This window comes from Bradyrhizobium ottawaense (assembly GCF_900099825.1).
GTDB classification, from domain to species: domain Bacteria; phylum Pseudomonadota; class Alphaproteobacteria; order Rhizobiales; family Xanthobacteraceae; genus Bradyrhizobium; species Bradyrhizobium ottawaense_A.
Genome location: NZ_LT629693.1, coordinates 7131540 through 7154896, shown reverse-complemented (window position 1 = coordinate 7154896; position 23357 = coordinate 7131540). Strand labels below are relative to the sequence as shown.

At 62.4% G+C, this 23357-nt stretch carries 21 protein-coding genes and 1 pseudogene; 12 read left to right on the top strand and 10 right to left on the bottom strand.

Going from position 1 to position 23357, the window contains the following annotated elements:
- Nucleotides 1–306 precede the first annotated feature (306 nt).
- Entirely contained in the window at nt 307–3459 is a 3153-nt protein-coding gene (locus BLR13_RS33690; RefSeq protein ID WP_197679499.1) for a PAS domain S-box protein, read from the top strand.
- Between the two features lie 858 nt (nt 3460–4317).
- On the opposite strand, the gene BLR13_RS33685 is transcribed toward BLR13_RS33690, so the two are convergent.
- Nucleotides 4318–4905 carry a hypothetical protein gene (locus tag BLR13_RS33685; protein WP_074814495.1) on the bottom strand — a complete coding sequence of 196 codons (588 nt, stop codon included), beginning with the start codon at nt 4903–4905 and terminating at the stop codon, nt 4318–4320.
- Between the two features lie 375 nt (nt 4906–5280).
- Here BLR13_RS33685 and BLR13_RS33680 point away from each other — a divergent pair, with 375 nt between their 5' ends.
- Both BLR13_RS33680 and BLR13_RS33675 read left to right on the top strand, forming a co-directional pair.
- Nucleotides 5281–5940: a peroxiredoxin gene (locus BLR13_RS33680; protein ID WP_074814498.1), complete on the top strand. Its 660-nt coding sequence runs from the start codon at nt 5281–5283 to the stop codon at nt 5938–5940.
- A gap of 157 nt (nt 5941–6097) precedes the next feature.
- Nucleotides 6098–7573, top strand: coding sequence for a cryptochrome/photolyase family protein (locus BLR13_RS33675; RefSeq protein WP_074814502.1), 1476 nt, complete (start codon nt 6098–6100; stop codon nt 7571–7573).
- Between the two features lie 131 nt (nt 7574–7704).
- Here BLR13_RS33675 and BLR13_RS33670 read toward each other — a convergent pair whose 3' ends face one another.
- On the bottom strand, nt 7705–8580 hold the full coding sequence (locus BLR13_RS33670; protein WP_074814505.1) for a DMT family transporter: 876 nt from the start codon (nt 8578–8580) through the stop codon (nt 7705–7707).
- A 161-nt stretch (nt 8581–8741) separates the two neighbouring features.
- Between BLR13_RS33670 and BLR13_RS33665 the strand changes: the two genes are divergently transcribed.
- On the top strand, nt 8742–9869 hold the full coding sequence (locus tag BLR13_RS33665) for an S-(hydroxymethyl)glutathione dehydrogenase/class III alcohol dehydrogenase (protein ID WP_074814508.1): 1128 nt from the start codon (nt 8742–8744) through the stop codon (nt 9867–9869).
- 15 nt (nt 9870–9884) lie between these two features.
- Here BLR13_RS33665 and BLR13_RS33660 read toward each other — a convergent pair whose 3' ends face one another.
- Both BLR13_RS33660 and BLR13_RS33655 read right to left on the bottom strand, forming a co-directional pair.
- Nucleotides 9885–11939, bottom strand: coding sequence for an NF038122 family metalloprotease (locus BLR13_RS33660; RefSeq protein ID WP_074814511.1), 2055 nt, complete (start codon nt 11937–11939; stop codon nt 9885–9887).
- A 175-nt stretch (nt 11940–12114) separates the two neighbouring features.
- Nucleotides 12115–12561, bottom strand: a complete 447-nt coding sequence (locus tag BLR13_RS33655; protein WP_074814513.1) for a hypothetical protein — start codon at nt 12559–12561, stop codon at nt 12115–12117.
- Nucleotides 12562–12792: 231 nt separating this feature from the next.
- Here BLR13_RS33655 and BLR13_RS33650 point away from each other — a divergent pair, with 231 nt between their 5' ends.
- Nucleotides 12793–13056, top strand: coding sequence for a hypothetical protein (locus tag BLR13_RS33650; RefSeq protein WP_074814515.1), 264 nt, complete (start codon nt 12793–12795; stop codon nt 13054–13056).
- Between the two features lie 157 nt (nt 13057–13213).
- Here the strand turns inward: BLR13_RS33650 and BLR13_RS33645 are convergent, their stop codons facing one another.
- The 4 genes from BLR13_RS33645 to BLR13_RS33630 form a co-directional block, all read right to left on the bottom strand.
- Nucleotides 13214–14017 carry a tyrosine-type recombinase/integrase gene (locus BLR13_RS33645; protein WP_074814518.1) on the bottom strand — a complete coding sequence of 268 codons (804 nt, stop codon included), beginning with the start codon at nt 14015–14017 and terminating at the stop codon, nt 13214–13216.
- A 262-nt stretch (nt 14018–14279) separates the two neighbouring features.
- Entirely contained in the window at nt 14280–15038 is a 759-nt protein-coding gene (locus BLR13_RS33640) for a 2OG-Fe(II) oxygenase (RefSeq protein ID WP_091977675.1), read from the bottom strand.
- Nucleotides 15039–15055: 17 nt separating this feature from the next.
- A complete protein-coding gene (locus tag BLR13_RS33635) occupies nt 15056–15589 on the bottom strand; it encodes a methylated-DNA--[protein]-cysteine S-methyltransferase (RefSeq protein WP_074814520.1) in 534 nt (177 codons plus the stop codon).
- A gap of 281 nt (nt 15590–15870) precedes the next feature.
- Nucleotides 15871–16320, bottom strand: coding sequence for an ester cyclase (locus BLR13_RS33630; RefSeq protein WP_074830762.1), 450 nt, complete (start codon nt 16318–16320; stop codon nt 15871–15873).
- Between the two features lie 239 nt (nt 16321–16559).
- On the opposite strand from BLR13_RS33630, the gene BLR13_RS33625 reads away from it, so the two are divergent.
- The gene (locus BLR13_RS33625) at nt 16560–17030 is read left to right on the top strand and encodes an adenylyltransferase/cytidyltransferase family protein (protein ID WP_074814523.1); all 471 of its coding nucleotides are present in this window, start codon (nt 16560–16562) and stop codon (nt 17028–17030) included.
- A 308-nt stretch (nt 17031–17338) separates the two neighbouring features.
- Nucleotides 17339–17707, top strand: a complete 369-nt coding sequence (locus tag BLR13_RS33620) for a hypothetical protein (RefSeq protein ID WP_172805577.1) — start codon at nt 17339–17341, stop codon at nt 17705–17707.
- A gap of 23 nt (nt 17708–17730) precedes the next feature.
- On the opposite strand, the gene BLR13_RS33615 is transcribed toward BLR13_RS33620, so the two are convergent.
- Nucleotides 17731–18279 (bottom strand): methylated-DNA--[protein]-cysteine S-methyltransferase, encoded by a 549-nt coding sequence (locus tag BLR13_RS33615; RefSeq protein WP_074814528.1) that lies wholly within the window; start codon nt 18277–18279, stop codon nt 17731–17733.
- A 203-nt stretch (nt 18280–18482) separates the two neighbouring features.
- Nucleotides 18483–19115, bottom strand: coding sequence for a gamma-glutamylcyclotransferase (locus tag BLR13_RS33610; RefSeq protein WP_074830768.1), 633 nt, complete (start codon nt 19113–19115; stop codon nt 18483–18485).
- 448 nt (nt 19116–19563) lie between these two features.
- Between BLR13_RS33610 and ada the strand changes: the two genes are divergently transcribed.
- The 5 genes and pseudogenes from ada to BLR13_RS33585 all read left to right on the top strand — a co-directional run bounded on the left by ada (nt 19564) and on the right by BLR13_RS33585 (nt 23181).
- Entirely contained in the window at nt 19564–20658 is a 1095-nt protein-coding gene (ada, locus tag BLR13_RS33605) for a bifunctional DNA-binding transcriptional regulator/O6-methylguanine-DNA methyltransferase Ada (RefSeq protein WP_074830772.1), read from the top strand.
- A gap of 8 nt (nt 20659–20666) precedes the next feature.
- Nucleotides 20667–21416: a DNA-3-methyladenine glycosylase family protein gene (locus tag BLR13_RS33600; RefSeq protein WP_197679498.1), complete on the top strand. Its 750-nt coding sequence runs from the start codon at nt 20667–20669 to the stop codon at nt 21414–21416.
- Nucleotides 21417–21422: 6 nt separating this feature from the next.
- Nucleotides 21423–22096, top strand: a pseudogene (alkB, locus tag BLR13_RS33595) (DNA oxidative demethylase AlkB).
- A gap of 141 nt (nt 22097–22237) precedes the next feature.
- Nucleotides 22238–22489: a hypothetical protein gene (locus BLR13_RS33590; protein WP_079587398.1), complete on the top strand. Its 252-nt coding sequence runs from the start codon at nt 22238–22240 to the stop codon at nt 22487–22489.
- Between the two features lie 104 nt (nt 22490–22593).
- Nucleotides 22594–23181, top strand: a complete 588-nt coding sequence (locus tag BLR13_RS33585) for a hypothetical protein (RefSeq protein WP_074814534.1) — start codon at nt 22594–22596, stop codon at nt 23179–23181.
- Nucleotides 23182–23357 lie beyond the last annotated feature (176 nt).

The following is a 23357-nucleotide window of genomic DNA, read 5'->3' as shown; positions in this document are numbered from 1 at the left end:
GCCGCGCGGCGGCGATACCATTGCGCCGCGAAGGCTGGCCGGGATGCCGCGAACCCGTTGAACTCGCTTCCGCTTTCGGCGGAACAACCGATATGGCGGGATTTGCCTCCGGTTAGCCCCCGGTCGCGATTGACCCTATTTCTAAATTGCAAAACTGCCGGAACTTTTCGCCCCGGCGCGAATTTGCATCAGCCCGGATAGTACTCGGAGCGGCTCCCTTGGCCGTAATGCTCGGGAAGAAGAGCTTCGATAGCCGCGGTCCTCGCGCAATCGATCAGCTAAGTGCGGGAGCACTGGGGAGACGCCGTGTTCAATAAAAACGACGAGACGGCGCGGATTGGCGCGCTGCAGAGCGCGATCTTCAACAGTGCCAACTTCTCCAGCATTGCCACCGACGCCAAAGGCGTCATCCAGATCTTCAACGTCGGCGCCGAGCGCATGCTCGGCTATGCCGCCGTCGAGGTCATGAACAAGATCACGCCGGCCGATATATCCGATCCGCAGGAGATGATCGCGCGCGCCGAGGCGCTGAGCGTGGAACTCGGAACCCCGATCACGCCAGGCTTCGAAGCTCTGGTGTTCAAGGCCTCGCGCGGGATCGAGGACATCTACGAACTGACCTACATCCGCAAGGATGGCAGCCGGTTTCCGGCGGTGGTGTCGGTCACGGCGCTGCGCGATGCGCAGGACGTCATCATCGGCTATCTCCTGATCGGCACCGACAACACCGCGCGCAAACTTGCGGAAGAAGCCCTGCTCCAGGCGGGGGCCCTGCAGAGCGCGATTTTCAACAGCGCCAACTTCTCCAGCATCGCCACCGACGCCAAGGGCGTCATTCAGATCTTCAACGTCGGCGCCGAGCGGATGCTCGGCTATGCCGCCGCCGAGGTGATGAACAAGATCACGCCCGCCGACATTTCCGATCCGCGGGAACTGATCGCCCGCGCCAAGGCGCTCAGCGTCGAACTCGGAACCCCGATCACGCCGGGCTTCGAGGCCCTGGTGTTCAAGGCCTCGCGCGGGATCGAGGACATCTACGAACTGACCTACATCCGCAAGGATGGCAGTCGGTTCCCGGCGGTGGTGTCCGTCACAGCGCTGCGCGACGCCAAGGACGTCATCATCGGTTACCTCCTGATCGGCACCGAACTCAAGGCGGGAGCCCTGCAGAGCGCCATCTTCAACAGCGCCAACTTCTCCAGCATCGCCACCGACGCCAAGGGCGTCATTCAGATCTTCAACGTCGGCGCCGAGCGGATGCTGGGCTTCGCGGCAGCCGACGTGATGAACAGGATCACGCCGGCCGACATTTCCGATCCGCAGGAACTGATCGCGCGCGCCAAGGCGCTCAGCGTCGAGCTGGCAACCCCGATCACGCCGGGCTTCGAGGCCCTGGTGTTCAAGGCCTCGCGCGGGATCGAGGACATCTACGAATTGACCTATATCCGCAAGGACGGCAGCCGATTCCCGGCCGTGGTGTCGGTCACGGCGCTGCGCGACGCGCAGGACGTGATCATCGGCTACCTGCTCATTGGCACCGACAACACCGCGCGCAAGCTGGTCGAAGAAGAGCAAAAGAAGTCCGATCAACGGCTGCGCGATCAGCAATTTTACACCCGCTCGCTGATCGAATCCAACATCGACGCGATCATGACCACCGATCCGTCCGGCATTATCACCGACGTCAACAAGCAGATGGAGGCGCTGACCGGCTGTACGCGCGACGAGTTGATCGGTGCGCCGTTCAAGGGCTATTTCACCGATCCGGAACGCGCCGAGGCCGCGATCAAGCGCGTGCTGAGCGAAAAGTCGGTCACCGACTACGAGTTGACGGCGCGCGCCCGCGACGGCAAGCAGACGGTGGTGTCCTACAATGCGACCACCTTTTACGACCGGAACCGTACCCTGCAGGGCGTCTTCGCCGCGGCGCGCGACGTCACCGAACGCAAGCGGGTGGAGGCGGAATTGCAGCAGGCCAAGGCCGCCGCCGAGAGCGCGAGCCGGACCAAATCGGATTTCCTGGCGAGCATGAGTCATGAGATCCGGACGCCGATGAATGCGATCATGGGTATCGCGGACCTGCTGGCGAAGACCCCGCTCTCGCCGGAGCAGGACAAATATGTACAAATCTTTCGCCGCGCCGGCGACAACCTGCTCAATCTCATCAACGACATCCTCGATCTCTCCAAGGTCGAATCCTCCCAGCTCGAGCTGGAGCGGACCGGCTTCTCCCTGAACGATCTCCTGGAGAAGGTGACGGAGATGGTGGCGCTCCGGGCCAGCGAAAAGGGATTGGCCATGGTGTACGAGATAGCGCCTGGCGTGCCCAACGACCTGGTCGGCGACCCGACACGGCTGCGCCAGGTGCTGCTTAATTTGCTCGGCAACGCGATCAAGTTCACCCAAGCGGGCGAGGTAACCCTGCGGGTTACACCGGATGCGGATCCTTCCGTCCCGACCGCATTGCGGTTCACGGTCTCGGACACCGGCATCGGCATCGCCCGCGAGAAATTGGGCCAGGTGTTTGAACGCTTCACACAGGCCGACTCATCCACCACGCGCAGGTTCGGTGGCTCGGGACTGGGGCTGACGATTTCGCGGCGCCTGGTGGAACTGATGGGCGGGCGCATTTGGGTCGAAAGCGAAGTCGGGAAAGGCAGCGTCTTTGCGTTCGCGGCGCCCTTCGAAATATCCACTTCGGTCAATCGTCCGGCGGCCGATCCGGTCGGAGCGGATCCCGAACTGCCGCTGCCGGCGCTACGAATTCTGCTGGCGGAAGATTCTCCCGACAATTGCATCATCACGATCGCCTATCTGGAGGGCACGCCGTACCAGGTGCAAATCGCCGAGACCGGGGCCATCGCCTGTAAAATGTTTGAAGCCGGACGCTACGACCTCGTCCTGATGGACCGTCAAATGCCTGTCATGGATGGCCTGACCGCGACGCGAACGATTCGAGCGTGGGAGCAGGCGAACCATCGGCCGCCCACGCCGATCATTGCACTGACGGCCTCTGCCCTGAAGGGCGACCGGGAAATGTGTTTGGCGGCGGGATGCACGGCTTTCCTGACCAAGCCCATCAAACAGGAAGTGCTGCTGCAGGCGATCAGGGAGAACTCACTGGTCGCTCCTTCGTTAGCGAACGAGGACAGCAACCCGATGGACCTGATCCGGTTGAGCGCCAAATCCCGATCCGCAATCCGGATCCCCGCCTATCTGCGGAACTGCAAGCAGAATGTCATCGTGATGCTGGATGCCCTGGATCGCGTTGACTTCGAGACAGTGACGAGTCTGGGACACCAGATGATGGGTTCCGGGGGCATGTTTGGATTCCAGACCATTACCGACATCGGCAGATCCATTGAACAGGCAGCCGAGAGCGCCGATTCGGATGCGTCGCGCAAGTGGGTGGGTGCATTGTCCATCTATCTCGATGGTGTCGAGACCATTTCCAACTAACCTGCACTCAATCCCAAAGCTCAATCTGGCCTATCCAAAAAATTGAGAGATACCGACGGCCTGGACTGAAGCGGCCCACCTATCGCTCAGCTGATATAGGAAACGATCTCTGACCACTTGCACGGCGCCCTGCTTCGCTTCCCGCGCAAGAAAAATTTCGCGCGGCACCTGCGACAAATCAACCCGACGGGCAAATCACCAAAAGTCTGTCCAGCCCCTCGCGTAAAAATATTTCCGTTGCCCCGTCGGGCAAATCAGACGTCTAACTCCGCCCGTCTCACCCGACGAGAGGGGCGATCGCGATCGTCACGACGTGCGGTGGGATGCGGTGGACGCAGGGTCGCGACTGACGAGCGCGGCCTTGCGTACGGTGAAATCGTTTGGGTCCGACGCCCCGGTGCTGGCGTCAAGTTGGCGGAAGCGAAAGCTGAAGCGGACGATGGTGGCAAGAAAGCCGGTCACCAGGACGATTACGTATAAGCCGTAAAGCCATTGCGCAGGGAAGGCCGGGTGTTCTCCGCTGAACCTGTATGCTCGTGTGCAAACTTTTTGATGCAAATCGCACGCGAGACCGCGGGTGCAGCGCGCATCCGGTCTTCCCTGCGCCCTCTTCTCTTCCAGAGGGCAAACGAAATGCAAAACTCCGGGCGATCAGCGCCGCGAGAACGCGAACACACGCTCAGTTGTCATCATCCGCGAAAGCGGATGATCCAGTATTCCAGAGACGCTGATAATTTGAACGATAGGCCGAGGCGTACTGGATCCCCCGCATGCGCGGGGGAAGACAGTTGAGACCAAAAACAAAAACGGCGGGGAATGCCCCGCCGTTTCGAAATCCGGAAAATGGGGATGCCAGACTTACATCAATCCCATATCGAGCACGCGCGGCAACTGCGCCAGCGGCAGGGCCGCGGCGCCGACCACGGTCGCGACCATCGCGGCCAGCGTGTGGTGGCTGCGGCGCTTGCCGCGCATCTGGCCGGCGAGCCATTCCAGCACCTTGGTATCGATCTTGTTGGCCTGTGCGGGCGCCCAGCTCTCGATGTCAGTGTCGGGCGACAGCGCGACCGTGCGCGGCGGCACCGGCAGGCCGGACTCGGACGCCGTGTGATGGGCGACCGCCTTGGCGAGCAGATCGTCGAAACGGCCGTCGTCGTTGCGCTCGGCGGCAGCGTCGGAAATTTCAAACAGCGCCTCGACTTCGGCGCGGCTCACCGGCTGATGCTCGACCTCGGTCACGGTCAGGATGCGCGCGCACCAGGCGGCGTCGTCGGCATCGAGCGTGCGGGAAAAATGGATGCGGCCCCTGGTGGTGGGCCCCTCGCCGGTGATCACGCCATCGCGCACGATGGTCAGAGCGTGGGCAGCGGTCTTGCGGCAGGACGGTTGAAGCACACCGGACGCTTCAGCGGACTTTTCGGTGGCCTTGGCACTAAAGGCGGACATAGTTTGCACTTCTCAATTTCATTTTCAGACCCAGCATTTCCATGCGGGCGTAAACGAGTGGTTAACGATTCGAAACTTGCATTCCGAGATTTTTAGATGGTTGCCAATTAGTCGCTTTGAACTCGGTCACGGTTCGAGCCGGCAATCCGGCCGGGCCGTGATGCGGGTTATAAAAGGCAATATCGGGGCGGACAGTGCTTTTATTCCCGATGTGTTGTTTTCGTCGCAGGGGCGCCGACGACAAGAAGATGCTAAGAGTTCCCACCCACGGAGAAGGATTTCACCTTTTACGTGAACGGGTTCCCATAACCTCTACTAGCCCGTATACTTTCCAGGACGAATTCCCCTGTAAACTGAATGAGATGAGGTCAAACCATGGCACTCCAAATTGGCGCCACCGCCCCTGATTTCGAAGCCCAGACCACCGAGGGCAAAATCAAATTCCACGACTGGATCGGCAATAGCTGGGCGCTGTTGTTCTCGCATCCGAAGGACTTCACCCCGGTCTGCACCACCGAACTCGGCGCTCTCGCGAAGTTGAAGCCGGAATTCGACAAGCGCGGCGTCAAGCTGATGGGATTGAGCGTCGATCCCGTCGACAAGCACTCGAAATGGTCCGAGGACATCAAGGAGACGCAGGGTGCTGCGCCGAACTATCCGATGATCGGCGATACCGATTACAACGTGTCGAAGCTCTACGACATGCTGCCCGCCTCCACCTCGGGCGACCCGGCGACGCGCACCGCCGCCGACAACATGACCGTCCGCAACGTCTTCATCATCGGGCCCGACAAGAAGATCAAGCTGGTGCTGGTCTATCCGATGACGACCGGCCGCAATTTCCAGGAAATCCTGCGCGTGATCGATTCCCTGCAGATGACCGCCAAGCATCGCGTGGCGACGCCCGCCGACTGGAAACAGGGCGAGGACGTCATCATCGCCGGCTCCGTCAGCGACGACGAGGCCAAGACGATCTATCCGGCCGGCTGGAAATCGCCGAAGCCGTATTTGCGGATTGTCCCGCAGCCGAAGTGACGGCAGCCGCGCGCTCGTAGGGTGGGCAAAGGCGCACTTGCGCCGTGCCCACCAATACTTCGAAATGCTGGACTGGGATGGTGGGCACGCTGCGCTTTGCCCACCCTACGAAGGCTGAAGCAGGGACCCAAGCCCTGCCTGCCGAGTTGAACAACTAATGCCGAGCCAAACCACCCGTCCCTGCATCGTCTGGTTCCGCGACGACCTGCGTCTCTCCGATCACCCCGCGTTGCATGCCGCATCCAGAACCGGCGCGCCGGTGGTCTGCCTTTACGTGCTCGACGAGCACAGCCCCACGCTGAAGACGCCGGAAGCGCGACCGCTCGGCGGCGCCGCGCGCTGGTGGCTGGCGCAGTCGCTGCGCGCCTTGCAGGCGAGCCTGACCGGGCTCGGCGCCACGCTGGTGCTGCGCAAGGGACCAGCCGCCAAGGTGATCGCCGATCTGGCGCGCGAGATCGACGCCGGGACCGTGTTCTGGAACGAGATCGCGCAAGCGCCGCACCTTGCGGTCGCCGGTCAGGTGGCAAAAGCGCTCGACGAGATCGGCGTCGGCCGCCAAAGCTTCGCCGGCGATCTCTTGGTCGAGCCGCGCGCGATCCGCAACAAGGAGAACCGGGGCCTGCGCGTGTTCACGCCGTTCTGGCGGCGCGTGCAATCGCTGGGCAATCCGCCAACGCCGCTGCCGGCGCCGAAGAAGCTGAGCGGCGTGAAAGATCTTGCCAGCGACCGGCTGGAAGACTGGAAGCTCGAACCTGCCAAACCCGATTGGGCCGGCGGCTTGCGCGAAAGCTGGAAGCCGGGCGAGGCGCAGGCCCAGGCGCAACTCAAGTCATTCCTTAAAAGCGGCGTCGCCGGCTACACCGGCGAACGCGACCGGCCCGACCGCGACGGCACTTCACGGCTTTCGCCGCATCTTCGTTTCGGCGAGATCAGCCCGCGCCAGCTCTGGCACGCCGCGCGCTTTGCCGCGGCCGAGCACCCTCGCCTGGCAGGCGATATCGAGAAACTCCTGAGCGAACTCGGCTGGCGCGAGTTCTGCCGTCACCTGTTGTTCGACGTGCCCGATCTGGCGATGCGCAACCTGCAGCCGTCGTTCGATGCGTTCCCGTGGAAGAGTGATGCCAAGGCGTTGCGCGCGTGGCAGCGCGGCCGGACCGGTTATCCGATCGTCGATGCCGGCATGCGCGAGCTCTGGCACACCGGCGTGATGCACAACCGGGTGCGGATGGTGGTGGCGTCGTTCCTGGTAAAACATCTCCTGATCGACTGGCGTCATGGCGAGCAATGGTTCTGGGATACGCTGGTCGATGCCGATGCCGCCAGCAATCCCGCCAACTGGCAATGGGTGGCGGGCTCCGGCGCCGACGCCGCGCCCTACTTCCGGGTGTTCAATCCGATCCTGCAGGGCGAGAAATTCGATCCCGATGGCGTCTATGTCAGGCACTGGGTACCGGAGCTGAAGGCGCTTCCCGACAATCTGATCCATCAACCCTGGACCGCGACGCCGCTCGAACTCGCAAGCGCCGGCGTTGAACTCGGCAACAACTATCCCGAGCCGATCGTCGATCACAAGGTCGGCCGCGAACGCGCGCTGGCGGCTTACGCGAAGGTGCGCAATGCATCGACAACATAGCCGTCATTGCGAGGAGCGAAGCGACGAAGCAATCCATGCTTCGATGGAAAAAAGACTGGATTGCTTCGCGGAGCCTGTCATCGGGCGGGCGTTCGCCCGACCCGTTGGCTCGCAATGACGAGAGAGAAGCGTCAAGCCGACCGCCGGTTGACCAGAAACACGGCCGCTGCGCAGGCCGTCATGCCGGTTATCGCGACGGCATCGAGCTTTTCGCCGAACAGCACATAGGCCATCAGCGAGGTCACCGCCGGCACCAGATAGAACAGGCTTGCCACCGAGGTCGCGGCCGAGCGGCGGATCAACCAGTACAACAGCCCGATCGATCCGATCGACAGCACCACCGCGAGCCAGCTCAGCGCCAGGACGAATTCGGCGGTCCAGTGCACCTCGTTGTTCTCGAACAGCCACGCGCCGAGGCCGAAGAAAATCGTCACCGCGATGTACTGCACGAGATTGCCGGCGCGCCAGTCGATCGCGTTGCAGTAGCGTCGCTGATAGAGCGTGCCGAGCGTGATGCTGACCAGCGAGACACCGGAGGCGAACCAGCCCCAGCCGGCTTCCCCGCTCATCGGCCGGTTGTGCAGGATCAGCACGACGCCGGCGAGGCCCAGCAGCAACCCGGTCCATTGCAGCGGCGTGACGCGTTCGCCGAGCCAGCGGTTGGCGAGCGTCGAGGTCAGGATCGGCTGCAGGCCCGGAATCAGCGCCGAGAGCCCGGCCGGAATCGAATGCGAGATCGCTACCGCCGTGCCGCCGAGATAAAATCCGTGCACCAGCAGGCCGGCGACGATGCTGTGCCCGATGCCGGCGCGATCCGGCCATTTCGGCCGCGCGATGGCAGCAATGATCGCCATCAATCCGACCACGCACGCCATGCGGATCGAGAGGTAGGTCAACGGCTCGGCGCTGTTGAGCACGTACTTGGTCGCGACGAAGCCGGTGCTCCAGAGCACCACGAAGATCGCCGGCGCCGTGCGTGCGGCGAATTGCTCAAATTGCTGATTCATTTACGGCCCGTGTTGCCCGATCATATGCTATGCGGCAAGGCCGAAGCATGCGGGGCCGCCCGCGCGCCGGCACATACCGAAGCCTGAAATTCAGAGACCTGAAATTCAAAGACCTGAAATTCAAAGACCTGCAATCCAATCATCTGCAATGAGGAAATGCCATGGACGTTCGCGCCGCCGTTGCCGTCGCTGCCGGAAAACCGCTGGAAGTCACCACCGTCCAGCTTGACGGGCCGCGCGAGGGCGAAGTGCTGGTCGAGATCAAGGCCACCGGCGTCTGTCATACCGACGAGTTCACGCTGTCAGGCGCCGACCCGGAGGGGCTGTTTCCCGCCATTCTCGGCCATGAAGGCGCGGGCGTCGTGGTTGACATCGGCAAGGGCGTCACCGGCGTCAAAAAGGGCGACCACGTCATTCCCCTGTACACGCCGGAATGCCGGCAATGCCCGTCCTGCCTGTCGCGCAAGACCAACCTCTGCACCGCGATCCGCGCCACGCAGGGCCAGGGCCTGATGCCCGACGGCACCTCGCGCTTCTCGCTTCACGGCAAATCCGTCCATCATTACATGGGCACCTCGACGTTCGCGAACTACACCGTGCTGCCGGAGATCGCGGTGGCGAAAATCCGCGAGGACGCGCCGTTCGACAAGGTCTGCTACATCGGCTGCGGCGTCACCACCGGCATCGGCGCCGTGATCAACACCGCCAAGGTCGAGCAAGGCGCCAAGGCGATCGTGTTCGGGCTCGGCGGCATCGGCCTCAACGTGCTGCAGGGCCTGCGGCTGGCCGGCGCCGACATGATCATCGGTGTCGACATCAACAACGACCGCAAGGCGTGGGGCGAGCGTTTCGGCATGACGCATTTCGTCAATCCGAAGGAGCTCGGCAAGGACCTCGTCCCTCACCTCGTCGACATGACGAAATCGGGAGCGGACCAGATCGGCGGCGCCGACTACACGTTCGACTGCACCGGCAACGTCACCGTGATGCGTCAGGCGCTGGAAGCCTGTCACCGCGGCTGGGGCCAGTCGATCGTGATCGGCGTCGCGCCCGCGGGCGCTGAGATTGCAACGCGGCCATTTCAGCTGGTCACCGGCCGGGTCTGGAAAGGATCGGCGTTCGGCGGCGCCAGGGGTCGCACCGACGTCCCGAAGATCGTCGACTGGTACATGCAGGGCAAGATCCAGATCGACCCGATGATCACGCATGTGATGCCGCTTGCCGACATCAACAACGCGTTCGAACTGATGAAGCGCGGCGAATCGATCCGCGGCGTGGTGACGTTCTAGACAACCGGTGAGAAATCAGACCAGCGCGTAAGTCGCGGCGGCCTGGGCGTGGGTCACGCCCAGCGCCGTCGGATTCCAGCCGAGCGCGGCCATGACCACGACGTCGTTGCCGCTCAAGGGCTCCGTGACGCCGGAGAAGCTGAAGCCGAACGGATCGGTGCCCATCGTGGCGTTCCAGTCGCCATAGTCGGCGGCGCCGGTCGAGGAATTGAAGCCGCCCAGATTCGGATTGCCGTTGTTGATCGAGAAGTACTGGACGTTGCCGCTCTGCTGCGTCAAGGCGCGGATCGGCGTTCCGGCCGAGGGATCGGCGTTGTTGGTCGAGGTGTAGCGGAACAGGTCGAGCGGGGTATAGACGTTCGGGCCGAGGCCGGCGCCGACCGAAGAGAGCCGGCCCATGATCTCGCTGAATTCGTGCTGGATGGCGCCGATCGCGTCATACTTGCCCGCGACCGCGTTCTGGTTGAACTCGAAGGGGATCGCGCTCGAAAGGCCGATATAGCCGTCGAGGTTGGCGCTTGCGCCGCTGATGCCAAGCGCCTTGGCTTCCGCCGTCGTGATCGCGAAACTGCCGCCGCTGGTCGGGTCGCTGCCGCCGAGGCTCGCGGCCGCGGTGCCCTGCACCGCCGAATTGCCGGCATATCCCTGGATCGCAGTCGCCAGCGCGGAATAGCTGACACCGCGCGCATAGCTGACGCTCTGCGCGGCGGCGCCCGGCGAAACCGGCGAGCCGGCCACTTCGCCATACCCGACCTGGATGTTCACCACCGTGTTGTTGCCGAATTGGTTCGAAAGGCCGGCCGCGGCGGCGACAACCGCATTGCGGAAGCCGGCCGGCGCATTCGCCGTGCTCGAGCCCCAGGACAGGTTGAACTGCAGGCCGTTCGTGGCGCCGACCACCGTCGTGGTCGAGAGCTGCTTGTCCGTGAAGGAGGAAATCTGGGCGACCGACAGGCTGTCGGCCTGATTGGCAAGCAGCGACGCGGTCTGCTGCGCCGACAATTGCGCAAGGTGTTGCGTGGACAGCGCGCTGACGCTGCCGCCGCCGAGACTGCCGAGCTGCGATGGATCGAGGGCGACGAGCTGGACCTGCGACAGATGGCTCACCTGCGCGGTGCTCAGGTTGGTCAGTCCGCTCAGTCCCTGCAACTGGGCGGTGGTGAAATCGCCGACATCGAGCGCGTTGAGGTTCGCCTGGTTGAGGCCGTTGAGCTGGCTCGCCGTCAGCGCCTTTGTCTGCTCCGACGAGAAGCCGCCGATCTGCGTCGCCGACAGGCTGTTGAGCGCGGCGACCGAAAGCGCGCGGATCTGGCCTTTGCCCAGCCCTGCGATCCCCGCCTGCGACAGGCCGGCGACGGCGGCCGCTGAAAGCTTCCCAACCTGCTCATCGGTCATCTGCGCGACCGCGGCGCGCGACAGGCCGCTGGTTTGCGTCGCGGTCAAACCCGCGACCTGAGTCGTGGACAGCCACCTCGGCTGATAGAATGCGAGGTTGCCGACGGTCGCGGTCGTCAGGCTTTGAAGCTGCGCGGTCGACAGCGCGCTGATGTCGAGGGACTGCAGCGACGACTGCGAGATGCCGTTGAGCTGGCCCGTCGTCAGCGCGCCGATCTGGGTCGGCGACAGCGCACCCGGATGCGCTGATATCAGCGCATCGGCCTGGGCGGTGGAGAGGTTGCCGATCGCAGTGGTGTTCAGGCTGCGGACCTGCACCGCGGTCAGGCTGACGACGTTCAAGGCATTCAGATCCGCGCTCGTCAGGCTGTTGAGCTGCGTTGGCGTCAGCGCCTTGACCTGGACATTAGAGAGCGCGCCTACTTCCGTGGCGGTGAGATTTGCGGTCTGCCCGCCCGACAGCGCGAGGAAGGTGTCGTAGGAAATGGCGCTGATCTGCGACGGGCTGAACGCCGCGACCGCGGACGACGACAGCGAATTCAGTTGATCGCCCGTGATGCCCGCAACCTGCGCCGTGCTCAATGACGCGACGTCGGCACTGGTCCATTGCGACACAGTGGAGGTCGGCAGCACGGCGATCTGGCTTGCCGTGAAACCATTGACAGTCGAAGTCATGAAACGCCCTTGCTACGCCGCGCGCGACCACCGCGAAGCTGTGCGGTCGCGCCACGAGACCCGAAACTAGCGGGAAAGGGTTAAGATCAGGTCACAATGTTCCCGAGATCAGGCAGGTTCGCTTAACCACGCGAGGCACCAGACCATGTCACGGGATCGCGCCGGTGAATCCCGGCTACCACTCTTCCGGGCAGGGATCGACGATCTTCCAGAGGTCGTTGCCGTTCTTGATCTTCTTCATCTCGGTGGTGAGCCCGCCGTTGCGGCGGATCCAGTCCTTCACGGTGTCGGGATAATAGGACATCAGGTCCGACGTCCCGTCCAAGCTCGTGACCTTGATGCCGAAGGTGAAGGCCTTGTCGTAATAGGCCTGGTGGAAGCCGAGGCTGGCCTTCGGCGTCACGCAGATCTTGTTCATCGGCACGATGCCGAACACCAGCGTGCAGGCCGAATTGCAGATGCCATCGATGATGACGCGTTCCTTGCGGTCGCGGATGCGCGCATATTTGGCCTTGTATTCCTCGACGTAGCCGCCGTGGTCGCGTGTGATGTGCAGCTCGGCGCGCGCGGGCGCAGCGACCAGGACAGTCAGGACCAGAAGGATGAGGGACGTGATGCGCATGGATCGATCGGAACCGGGGTGCCTTGTCGGACGCGGGGCGGTCAGGCCTCAAGGAACGGACCTGACCGCAGGACTCTGGCCGGACTGTGTTGGTAATTCGTTAAGCATCCGTTGCGGCTAAAAATTGACGCGCTGTGGCGGTTTTCCCGCAGCTTTTCGTCCCATTCCGCGCTAAATGGAACCCAGACCGGCCGAAAATGTAGTTTCCAGCAGGACTTCCGGAGAATCGCGATGACAAAAGCCAAGTTTCTGATTGCCGCCGCCCTGCTTTCCGTGTCGGCCCTGGCGCCCAGCCTCGCCGAGGCGCGGCATTACCGGCACCATCATTACCGCCACTACTGGCCGCTGCCTTACCCGATCAGCTACCTCCATAATTACGGTCCCGGCCCGCAGCCCGGCACATTTGCCTATTATGACGGCCCCTCGACCAACCACTGCGACCGGGGCGCGGCCGCCTATATCGGTCAGGACCGCCGGCGGCACCCCTGCTTTTGACCGCCCGCTGCTGGCCCTGTCCGGCCAAGTCTGATAATCGACCGAACCACAAGCGCTCGTAGCTCAGCTGGATAGAGCATCGGATTTCGATTCCGATGCACTACATTGATTTTGCTATATTTTTTGCCGTTATGTCGCACTCATGTCGCGCCTATACTCAAGCAAGCGACAGCGATCGCTCTAGGTCGGTAATTTCCACATCCTCGCGGCCCCGTGGAAACAGATGACCGTAAACGTCCAACGTCATGGTTATGCTGCTGTGACCCAGTCGCGTCTGAACCTCCTTCGGCGGAAGCTCCAGCCCCCCGTCGGCCTTTCGGTTGATTAGCCAGCTGGCGTGGAAGTGCCTCAGCGAGTGTATTCCGTAATATTTCGCCACGAAGACCGGCTTGCCATTCCCGTCGCGAAGCGGCTTGCCGTGCTCATCCTTGGCCGGGACCATGACGCCCGCGGTAACCTGCGCCGGCTGAAAACCTCGCTGCAGGATGTTCGACAGGTTCTCAATCCCACCATCGCCATTGGGGAAAACTAGACCGAGGTCACCTTTGGGGCAGACCAATTTCCATTCCCGCAACGTCTGGAGCACGATGGGCCGCAGCGGGATCTCTCGATCGCCGGCGGCCGACTTTGGTCGGCCGATCTGATTGAGACGATCGGCGCGCTGCCGGACGTGAATCTTCTCCCCTTTCAAGTCTACATCTTTCCAGCGCAACCCGCGTAGCTCACTAGCGCGGAGCCCGACGAATGCCGCCGTCATCAGGACCGGCCTCCAGCGTCCCTTCGCGGCGCCGATGATGACCCCGACCTCTTGCGTCGTCGGAATATCGACGCCGACCTTCAGCTTGACGTTCTCCGTCCGCTTCTTGATCACCACAGCGCGGGCGACGTTCTGCGCAACATTGCCGCGACGCTGGGCATCCTTCAGAATCGATTTCAGGCTGGTCAGCACCTTGCGAGCCATCGGCCGGGACAATTTCCGATTTCAGTTGTGGGCCTAGGAGTACCGTCGGTGCAGTTTCCGTGTGGCACATAGCTGACCTCGGTCTTTCGGCTAATGCGAGATCTATCCACACCTCAACGACCGCTTTGCGCGCCAGAAGCGGACGCTCCGACCAGGTCAGCGTTGACCCAAACCCAAGATGGCTAGTCCGGATACCTTCGATCAGCGCACGTCATTAAGATCGAATTTTAGCCCGATCATAATTCGGGCGTTCTGATGCGACTCAGGTCGCGTCGTGGAAGATCACGCCGACCGTATGGCGTTTCCCCGAGTAGAGTTTGCTGACGCCGTGATTGAGCTTCACCTGGTAGTCGCCACGAACACCCTTCATCGGTCGACTGTTCACGGCAAAGATGGCAGCGTCCCCCTTCTTGAGGGGCAAGACCATTGCGCGCGTTTGCATCCGAGGGCGTTGCTCGGTCATGACGAACTCGCCCCCTTCAAAGTCCTCGCCCGGCTGGTCCAGCAGAATCGCGATCTGAATCGGAAAGACGTGCTCGCCATACAGATCACGGTGAAGACAGTTGTAGTCTTCAGGCGCGTACTCCAGCAGAAGGGGCGTAGGACGGACCTGGCCCGCCTTGTGGCAGCGATCGAGGAATGCGGCATGATTCGCGGGGAACCGCACGTCCTTGCTCATGCGCTCGTGCCATTTGTTTGCGACCGGCACCAGATGGGGATAGGCCGCCGCCCGCAGCGCCTGGATGATCGGCGGCAGCGGATAGCTGAAGTATTTGTACTCACCGCGACCGAAACCGTGCCGGCCCATGATGACGTGGCTCCGGAAGCCGTCACCCCGATGGTAGAGGCCGACGACCGCATCGGCTTCCGCGTGGGTCAGAAGCTTCGGCGCGATGGCCCAACCTTGGGCGTCGAGATCGGCGTAGATCCGTTCCCAGTCGACGCGCTCCACGCGCGCCTGAATCGCCGCCGTCACCGTGGCTCCGTTTCCCTTGGTGGTCTTCTCAGTCCCGTTTTTCATTTGGCTCACATTCGCGGTCATAGGTCGATACCCTCTCTATTGATCAATCGAAGCTTGCGCTTCACGCCCCAACGATAACCGGCAACCGATCCGTCGGCCTTCACGACGCGGTGGCACGGCACGGCGACGGCAATGCGATTTGCGGCGCAAGCCGCACCGACCTCTTGAGCCGTCGCCGCGATCGGCAAATTCTTTGCGATTTGGCCATATGTCCGTGTTTCCCCGATCGGGATGGACATCAACGCCTTCCAGACCGCCATTTCGATGGGCGATCCACGCAGATCGAGCGGCAACTCGACTGCGGCGCGCGGCGTATCGATCATCGAGATGGCACGGCTGATCGTAGTCTCAAGGGCGGCCTGATCGAGAACGAGCCGCGTGCACGGAAACGCCTGCTCCAGGTCGCGGAACAGCTTGGCTCGATCCTCGCCGAGGAACAGCGCCGCAACGCCGCGCCTGGTTTCGGCCACGACGATCTGCCCGAGCTCGGTTTCTCCATAGCCGAAAAGAAGGATCTCGGGCTCGGTCGTGTTGGGGGCCGGCGTATTCATGACAGTATTCCTCCGTATCAATCCGGAGCATCTGCCCTTTTGCTCCCGTCCCCACTCCGTGCCTTGCTTTCAAATTGGCTTTTTGCGATGGCCCCGACGGTCACTCCGGATATCCGTCGCTTCGCGACGCTGAGCGCGATCTCACCTCCAGGCGCGCGACGCGGGCGCCGAAGCGAACGACCAGGATCCGAGGGGGCGAGCTATTTCGGTCGGAATTTCATCGTCGGCAAGCGTACGCTTGCCAAAAGGCCGCCGTTCTTTCGAACGACGGCCTCACGCAGTTAGGCAGCCTTCAGGATGCCGAGCTGGGTCAAACACGCGACGCCGTCATCGAGGCCGATTTCCTCGACGATCTTGCCATCCTTCAGCTTGAGAATGGTCACGCCGGTGAAGCGCATCGTCTTGCCCGTGTTGGCAGACAGGCTGCCAGCCAGGAAATCCTTGAACGCCGGTCCGGTGTGGGTGCCGCCGCCTTCCCATTGTCCGATGACGTAGTCGCCCTCGGCGAGAAGATCGGCCGTACCCCAGAAGTTCAGGTCGGGGAATGCGGCGCGGAAATCGGTGATGAAGTTCTTGATATCCGCCCGCCCTCGGCGAGGTTCGTGCAGAGAATACTTCAGCAGCATGTCCGGCGCTGCGATCTGCTCGATCACGCTCGCATCGAAGGTCTTTCCCCAGAATCGATCGAACCACTGACCGACGATCGCCTTGTTGTCATCTTGCAAGCTCATGTAAATGCCTTTCGGGTTGTCCGCGATCACCGAAGAGGTGATCACGCCGCCCGTGCCTATTCGTGCGCGGGTGCGCCCGAACTCCGTTTCTTGCCCCCATATCGATGTCGCCGACTCGTCGCCGCTTCGACGAGGCGCAGATCGATTGGAGTAATTCAATTGGGGAGCAGGAAGCGGAGCGCTGCGACGCCCGTCGACCGACATCATCAAGATCACGCGAAAATCGGGAGACGACTACAATGATCCGTATCGGGTACGTGCCGGGCGCCTTCGATCTTTTCCATATCGGGCACCTGAATATTCTACGGCAGGCGAAGGAGAACTGCGACTATCTCATCGCCGGCGTGGTCGCGGACGACGTGCTGATCCGACACAAAGGCGTGACGCCCGTGATACCGCTGCTCGAGCGACTCGAGATCGTTCGCAATGTCCGGTACGTGAACATGGCGCACGCCGCGATGACGAACGACAAGATAGAGATCTGGAAGGAATTGCGTTTCAACCTGTTGTTCAAGGGCGACGACTGGCGTGGAACTGAAAACGGCAACAGGCTGGAGCGCGATTTCGCCAGAGTAGGTGTCGACGTGATCTATTTTCACTACACACAAGCCACCTCGAGCAGCGCTCTCCGCCGGACTTTGCAGAATATCGACGCTATCGCGACCCGGACCCGCAACGTCGCGGCGCTCGAAGCCGCGATCGCCGCCTGATTTCAGCGATGGGACAATCCTGCGGCAACGACGATTCTCGTCGCGGGCGCCGAGATCGCGAACTACCTACGTTTCTGACGGGAACGACGCTGACTTTCCTCAAACCCAGGCTGAAAAGACTGCTGTATCCTGTCGCGGCGCTGCTGGCGCGGACCGGGGTCACAGCGAATCAAGTGACGTTGGCGTCGTTGGCCGGATCGATCGCGGTCGGCTCCGTCCTCTGTGCGTTTCCCGACAGGCCCGCGCTTTTCGGGATTCTTCCGACGTGGGTCCTCGTCCGGACCGCCTGCGCCTCGCTCGACGGCACGTTGGCGGTCGAGTTCGGACAAAAGAGCCGCTTGGGTGGCGTGCTGAACGAGACTGGCGACATCCTTTCCGAGATCGCTTTATTTCTTCCATTGATGTTCATCTCGTCTTGCACCGTCGCAAAAGGCTCGATCGTGATCGCGCTCGTTGTGCTGAGCGAATTCGCCGGCCTGGCCGGCCTCGCGTTCGGCGACCGGCGCCGCGTTGAAGGTCCCTTGGGTAAGGCCGATCGCTCGTTCGTGCTTTCGATCGGCGGCGCCGCCGCCTTCCTGGGGTTTTTACCAAACCCGACCTGGCCGGCCTCGCTCGCTCTCTGCATCGGAGCCGCGCTCACCGGCTGGAATCGGCTGTGCATGGTCGTCAAAAACTAGGGCGCCGTGGGACTGCCTAGCGACTACGCCGCGGCGACTTCGCGATTCACCAGCGCCCGCTTCCGCTCGACGCCCCAGCGATAGCCAGAGGTAGATCCGCTGTTTCCCATGACACGATGGCACGGTATTGCGAGGGCGATTGGGTTCTCCGAGCAGGCTTGCGCGATAGCGCGCAAAGACTTCGGTCCGTGTACCCGACAGGCAAGCTGCGCGTAAGTAACCGGCCGGCCGGATTTCACGGTGCGCAATGCGTCCCAGACGCGATGCTGAAAAGGTGTCCCGCGCACGTCGAGCTCGAGATCAAGATCGTCCTTCGGCGACGCGATGAACTGCACCGCCTTAGCCAACTCGTCACGAACGTGAGGCTTGTTCGGGACCAATAGGCTCATCGGAAAGATCGCAGCGAGGCTCCGCTCCATCTCGTCCTGGTTCGCCCCCAGCAAGATCGCGCAGACACCAATCTTGCTGCGTGCGACCAGCACATTTCCGAGATCGCAACCGTCGATTCCGTATTCGATCATGTCGGCCGCGTTGGCCGTTTCCCCGTCGGCGAGGCGTGTCGCGAAGTTCATGGCCCTTCTCCCGTTAGCTGAGCATGACGTTCACGCTAGACGTTCCGGATCCACGGACACTCCGGTCCTTGTTCTCAAATCATGGAAGCTCGCATCGCGGAAAACGACTGCCCCACAACCACGTCCGCTGTCCGTCTGGATACGACGTACTCGAGCTGCGGCTCTGGGCCCGACCTGCCGCTGCCGCAGCGGCCCGCGCCTCCTTACGCCGCGAGGGCGATCTCGACGCGGTTGGCAAGGTGTTCGAGGGCAAGATCGGGAATGCCGTGGGCGCGCAGTCCGTCTCGCGTCTGAAAGAGATAGTCCGCACAAGATCCCAACCCGCCCGACGCAGAGGCCAGGCGTCGCACCGCGACCTCAGCGGGCACGTTGCCGGCGTACTTTTCGCCCTCCGGATCGATCGTGAAGGCGACGGCATGGCCGAAGCCCACCCCGTCTTCATCACGGAGCTCCAACCACCTTGGGACATAAGCTCCGCGACACAACATTTCTCGTCGCCAAAGCAGGCTCAATTCCGAACGGACGTCGGCGTCGTCGAGCCGGAAAGCACTTCCAAGGCATTCCCCGCCGCCGTCCAGGCCCAACATCAATCCCGGTGAGGCGGGGGAAGCTCGACCCGCGACGATCGACATGCAGAACGAGCGATGCCATCCCTCGACCTTTGCGAGGCGTCGTTCGACGAATTTGACCGCCGGATTCCAGATCAACGAACCGTAGCCGAAGATCCATACGCTGCCTTCGGGCTTCGCCCTCAACATCGCGTCGAGGGAGGCTTCGCGTTCTTCCTCGCTCAGAAGCCGCAGGTACGGCGCGTCCCTCAGGTAGATCTCCGCCATGCCGCCGACCTGCAGCAGAGACCGGGTAACTACCGGAGGCTTGACGTCGGTTGAGAATGCGAACGATCTCCGATTCGCCGTGGTCGTGTCCGCGGTTGCCGCTTTCATATCGATGCTCGTCGGGCGTCCCCATTAAATCCGCTCCGACCGCCCGTGACGGAGACAGCGTCGACCTACATTCGAGGTCGGCCGCGCACACTCCGATTCCTGCTTCCAGATTTTGGGAAACTGAGATCGCATGAGCTCGCTCCGGAAATGCAGGGCGACGACCCTTGGCGGGCCTGTCTTCGATTGTTCGGAAATCGGGTGGCTAGGCGCTCTCGTTGAGCGCCAATGTCCCGGAGCTGGCGGCGGGTCCGGATTTGAAAGCAAGGATCGGAGAGCGATCTCGGCGCCATTCCGCAAATTGACCCACACCACCGACCCGATGAAGCCGAGAGAAACCGTGATGACCGCAGACAAAAGCAAATTGAAATTGATTGGCGTTGCCGACGACCCGCGCTGGGCGCGCGTCTTGGCGCGAGACAAGACCGCCGACGGTCAATTCTGGTATTCCGTGACGACGACGGGGGTCTATTGCCGCCCGTCGTGCCCCTCTCGCACCGCAAATCCCAAGAACGTCGCGCTACACGACACGCTGGCGTCGGCCAAGGCCACTGGCTTCCGTTCATGCAAGCGGTGCCATCCCGACGGACTTTCGCTCGACGACGAAAACGCGAAGCTCGTCGCCAAGGCCTGCCGTCTCATCGAGGAGAACGAGGAGCCACCCTCGCTCGACGAGCTTGCGGGCAAGGTCGGGCGAAGCTCCAGCTATTTCCACCGCGTTTTCAAGGCCGTCACCGGACTAACGCCGAAGGACTACGCGGCGGCGCATCAGGCCGCAAAAGTGCGTCAGTGTCTTGAGACGGGAAGCAGCGTGACCGGGGCCATGTACGACGCCGGCTTCAATTCGAGTGGCCGCTTCTACGCCAAGTCGACCGACATGCTGGGAATGACGCCGAGCCGTTATCGCGAGGGTGGCGTCAACGAGAGAATTCGCTTCGCGGTCGGCGAGACGTCGCTCGGCTCGATCCTGGTCGCCTCGAGCGAAAAAGGCGTCGCTGCCATCCTGTTGGGCGACGATCCGAACAAACTCGTTCACGATCTCCAAGATCGCTTCCCGAAGGCTGAGCTGGCCGGCGCCGATCCCAACTATGAGGCGCTGGTGGCGCGCGTCGTGGGTTTCATCGAAGCGCCGGCGATCGGGCTCGGCCTTCCTTTGGATATCCGGGGAACGGCCTTTCAGCAGCGTGTGTGGCAGGCATTGCAGGAGATTCCCGTTGGCCAGACCGTGTCCTATGCGGAAGTCGCCAGGCGGATCGGGGCACCCAAAGCGGCCCGTGCCATCGCCAGCGCATGCGCGGCCAACAAGCTTGCCGTGGCGATTCCCTGCCATCGGGTCGTAAGGGACGACGGCTCGCTCTCCGGATACGCTTGGGGGGTCGAGCGGAAGCGCGTCCTGCTTGATCGAGAATCCCGCAAGACCGCGGCCGCAGCGGGCTGATCGTTTCGATGGCCCGCTACCTCGTCGAAATCGGCGAGAATACTATCTACCGCCCGAAAGCACTCGTCCCTGCACCAATGGCCACCTTCGCGCGCTACAGCAAATCGGTCGCCTTTCTCCGGAAGATCGATCCCGACTGGGCCGACCTGGTCGCCCGGGTCGGCCCGTGTCGCCACGATCCCAAGGCCGCGCGCGAACCCTATGAGGCGCTGGTCCGGGCGATCGGATATCAGCAACTCACCGCCAAAGCGGGCGACGCGATGATCGGTCGGCTCAAGGCGCTGCATCCGGACGTCGCGTTCCCGACCCCGGAGAACATCCTCCGTAGCGACTTCGACGCGCTGCGCGCCTGCGGCTTCTCGGCGGCCAAGATCGCCACGATCAAGGCGATCGCCCACGGCGCGCTGTCGGGACTGGTGCCGACGCGAGGCGACGCCGTCGGAATGGAGGACGAGGAGCTCGTCGAGCGCATCACGAAGATCAAGGGAATCGGGAGGTGGACCGTCGAAATGCTGCTCATGTACTCGCTGGAGCGCATGGACATCCTGCCTGTCGACGATTTCGGCGTACGCGACGGCTACCGCAAACTCAAGAACCTGGCCGAACTTCCGAAACCCAACAAGCTCCGCGAAATCGGCAAGGAGTGGGCGCCGCACCGCACCGTTGCGGCCTGGTATCTCTGGCGCATCCCACGCGATCGAGACGCGGATTCGAAACGGCCGGCAGAATCGAAGCAAGTCGGACCAAAGCGTCGATGACACCCGATGAATGACCCGTTCGATGCCATAGACCCTTCAGAGCGGCCGCAGGCAACCATCGCCGAGGGAGCGTATCTGTTGCGCGGCGCCGCCCTTGCTTTCGAACGCAACGTTCTGATCGGCCTCGATGCCATCACGGCCCGCTCGCCGTTTCGGCATATGGTGACGCCCGGCGGGTTCGTGATGTCAGTTGCGATGACCAACTGCGGCGCGGCCGGTTGGGTCACCGACCGCAGCGGATATCGTTACGACGCTCTGGATCCCGAAAGCGGCGAGCGGTGGCCGCCCATGCCCGAAAGCTTCCGTAGGCTGGCCACCGCAGCGGCGGAAGCCGCGGGCTACCGTGGCTTTATGCCCGACGCCTGTTTGATCAACCGATACGAACCGGGCGCCCGCCTGTCGTTGCACCAGGACAAGAACGAGAGGGACTTCGAAAGACCGATCGTATCCGTTTCCCTCGGCTTCCAGCGACGTTCCAGTTCGGTGGCCTGAGGCGAAAAGATCCCGTCCGAAGGTATGCACTGCGCCATGGCGACGTCGCGGTGTGGGGCGGGCCCGCGCGTCTTTGCTACCATGGCGTAGTGGAACTGAAGGAGAGCTTGCATCCGACCTTGGGCCGAATGCGCATCAATCTAACCTTCCGCAAGCTTTATAATCCGGTTGCGACTTCAGGAATTTGAAGATGATATCCGGAGTGCCGCAAACAGGTATGCATGCTTGACATAGGGTGAAGTCGGCAATTCGGCCGCATAATGGATGCTCTCGCACAAATTGCCGGGTAATCCCCACATCAGGGGCCCATCTCAAGGAAGTTCCAGACGATGTTCCGTATCGGCGGGGTCAACGGCAAGATAGGGCGAAATGAGGCCTGCGGCACCCTGGCGAGCGTGGATGATGTCGTGGCGCGCTTCAGCGACGATCCGGCGAAATCGCTGGTCATGATGTACTTGAGCCAGTTCGTGAACGACGGATACGCGGAATGGCACGCGCGCGATGACGGCGACCTCGAGCTGCGGTTCGTTACCGGCGAAGTCTTTCTTATGGCCGACACCACGATGACGCGCCTCGCCTGATGCGACGATTTCGCGATTCGACGGCAGAAATCGGAGTGAGGGCGTCGGGCAGCCCGTCTAGTCCGGACCCCACCTAGTCTCTCCACGAACGACAAGACGAACCGATGTGCGACAAGCCGAGCTCGATGGAGCTGGACAATTTCAACCGACCGAACGATCGCATCGTTCTGCCACTGCTCGCACTTTCCGCGTTCGATAGCGCTCGCGCCAAGGAGCGATTCCCCGACTATCGGCTGACGCAACTGGTTCTAGCCCGGCTCGATATGACCGACGCGGAAGCTGCGGTTTTCGCGGACTTTACGGACGCGATGCCGTGGAGGCCCAACTTCTTCGGCCTGGCACCGTTCTACGATCATCTTCGCGCTTCGATAGAGCGGTTTGCGCTTGCGCCGCTGTTCGCAAGCGATGGCCCCGGAAGACATCATCACACCATTCGCCCTCGCGGGTACGACTACTACGCCGACGCGGTCGATCCGACCGGCATGGAACGCTGGCGAGCCGACTACCGCGCGATGACGCCGGCCCAGCAGATGCTCGCGGCTTCGATAATCTGGCTCTATCGGGGGAAGAAGGACAACTGCTGGCTTCGCCGCGTTCCATGCACGTGGCATGCGGCCGACGCGATCGAGGAAATGCGTCGACGAGGCGCGCTCGCGAGTTGGGGGCGGCTGCTGCTCTATCCCGGATGGTGAATGGAGGGCGCGCTGCGCCGACGATCAATTCAAAGGCAAAAAACGGAGTGATCCCGTCGGACATCGGATCGACGCTGGCGCACCGATCCATATGAAAGAGAATGAAACATGAGCCGACGTGCGTTGCGGCCTATCTGGGGCGCTGTGATCGTCGTGCTCGGGTGCCTATCGGTCCA

Bases quoted from the DNA above. Each gene is read 5' to 3' on its own strand.
- BLR13_RS33685 (WP_074814495.1), bottom strand. From the start codon at position 4,905: ATGTCCGCCTTTAGTGCCAAGGCCACCGAAAAGTCCGCTGAAGCGTCC.
- BLR13_RS33680 (WP_074814498.1), top strand. From the start codon at position 5,281: ATGGCACTCCAAATTGGCGCCACCGCCCCTGATTTCGAAGCCCAGACC.
- BLR13_RS33675 (WP_074814502.1), top strand. From the start codon at position 6,098: ATGCCGAGCCAAACCACCCGTCCCTGCATCGTCTGGTTCCGCGACGAC.
- BLR13_RS33670 (WP_074814505.1), bottom strand. From the start codon at position 8,580: ATGAATCAGCAATTTGAGCAATTCGCCGCACGCACGGCGCCGGCGATC.
- BLR13_RS33665 (WP_074814508.1), top strand. From the start codon at position 8,742: ATGGACGTTCGCGCCGCCGTTGCCGTCGCTGCCGGAAAACCGCTGGAA.
- BLR13_RS33660 (WP_074814511.1), bottom strand. From the start codon at position 11,939: ATGACTTCGACTGTCAATGGTTTCACGGCAAGCCAGATCGCCGTGCTG.
- BLR13_RS33655 (WP_074814513.1), bottom strand. From the start codon at position 12,561: ATGCGCATCACGTCCCTCATCCTTCTGGTCCTGACTGTCCTGGTCGCT.
- BLR13_RS33650 (WP_074814515.1), top strand. From the start codon at position 12,793: ATGACAAAAGCCAAGTTTCTGATTGCCGCCGCCCTGCTTTCCGTGTCG.
- BLR13_RS33645 (WP_074814518.1), bottom strand. From the start codon at position 14,017: ATGGCTCGCAAGGTGCTGACCAGCCTGAAATCGATTCTGAAGGATGCC.
- BLR13_RS33640 (WP_091977675.1), bottom strand. From the start codon at position 15,038: ATGAAAAACGGGACTGAGAAGACCACCAAGGGAAACGGAGCCACGGTG.
- BLR13_RS33635 (WP_074814520.1), bottom strand. From the start codon at position 15,589: ATGAATACGCCGGCCCCCAACACGACCGAGCCCGAGATCCTTCTTTTC.
- BLR13_RS33630 (WP_074830762.1), bottom strand. From the start codon at position 16,320: ATGAGCTTGCAAGATGACAACAAGGCGATCGTCGGTCAGTGGTTCGAT.
- BLR13_RS33625 (WP_074814523.1), top strand. From the start codon at position 16,560: ATGATCCGTATCGGGTACGTGCCGGGCGCCTTCGATCTTTTCCATATC.
- BLR13_RS33615 (WP_074814528.1), bottom strand. From the start codon at position 18,279: ATGAACTTCGCGACACGCCTCGCCGACGGGGAAACGGCCAACGCGGCC.
- BLR13_RS33610 (WP_074830768.1), bottom strand. From the start codon at position 19,115: ATGGCGGAGATCTACCTGAGGGACGCGCCGTACCTGCGGCTTCTGAGC.
- ada (WP_074830772.1), top strand. From the start codon at position 19,564: ATGACCGCAGACAAAAGCAAATTGAAATTGATTGGCGTTGCCGACGAC.
- BLR13_RS33600 (WP_197679498.1), top strand. From the start codon at position 20,667: ATGGCCCGCTACCTCGTCGAAATCGGCGAGAATACTATCTACCGCCCG.
- BLR13_RS33590 (WP_079587398.1), top strand. From the start codon at position 22,238: ATGTTCCGTATCGGCGGGGTCAACGGCAAGATAGGGCGAAATGAGGCC.
- BLR13_RS33585 (WP_074814534.1), top strand. From the start codon at position 22,594: ATGTGCGACAAGCCGAGCTCGATGGAGCTGGACAATTTCAACCGACCG.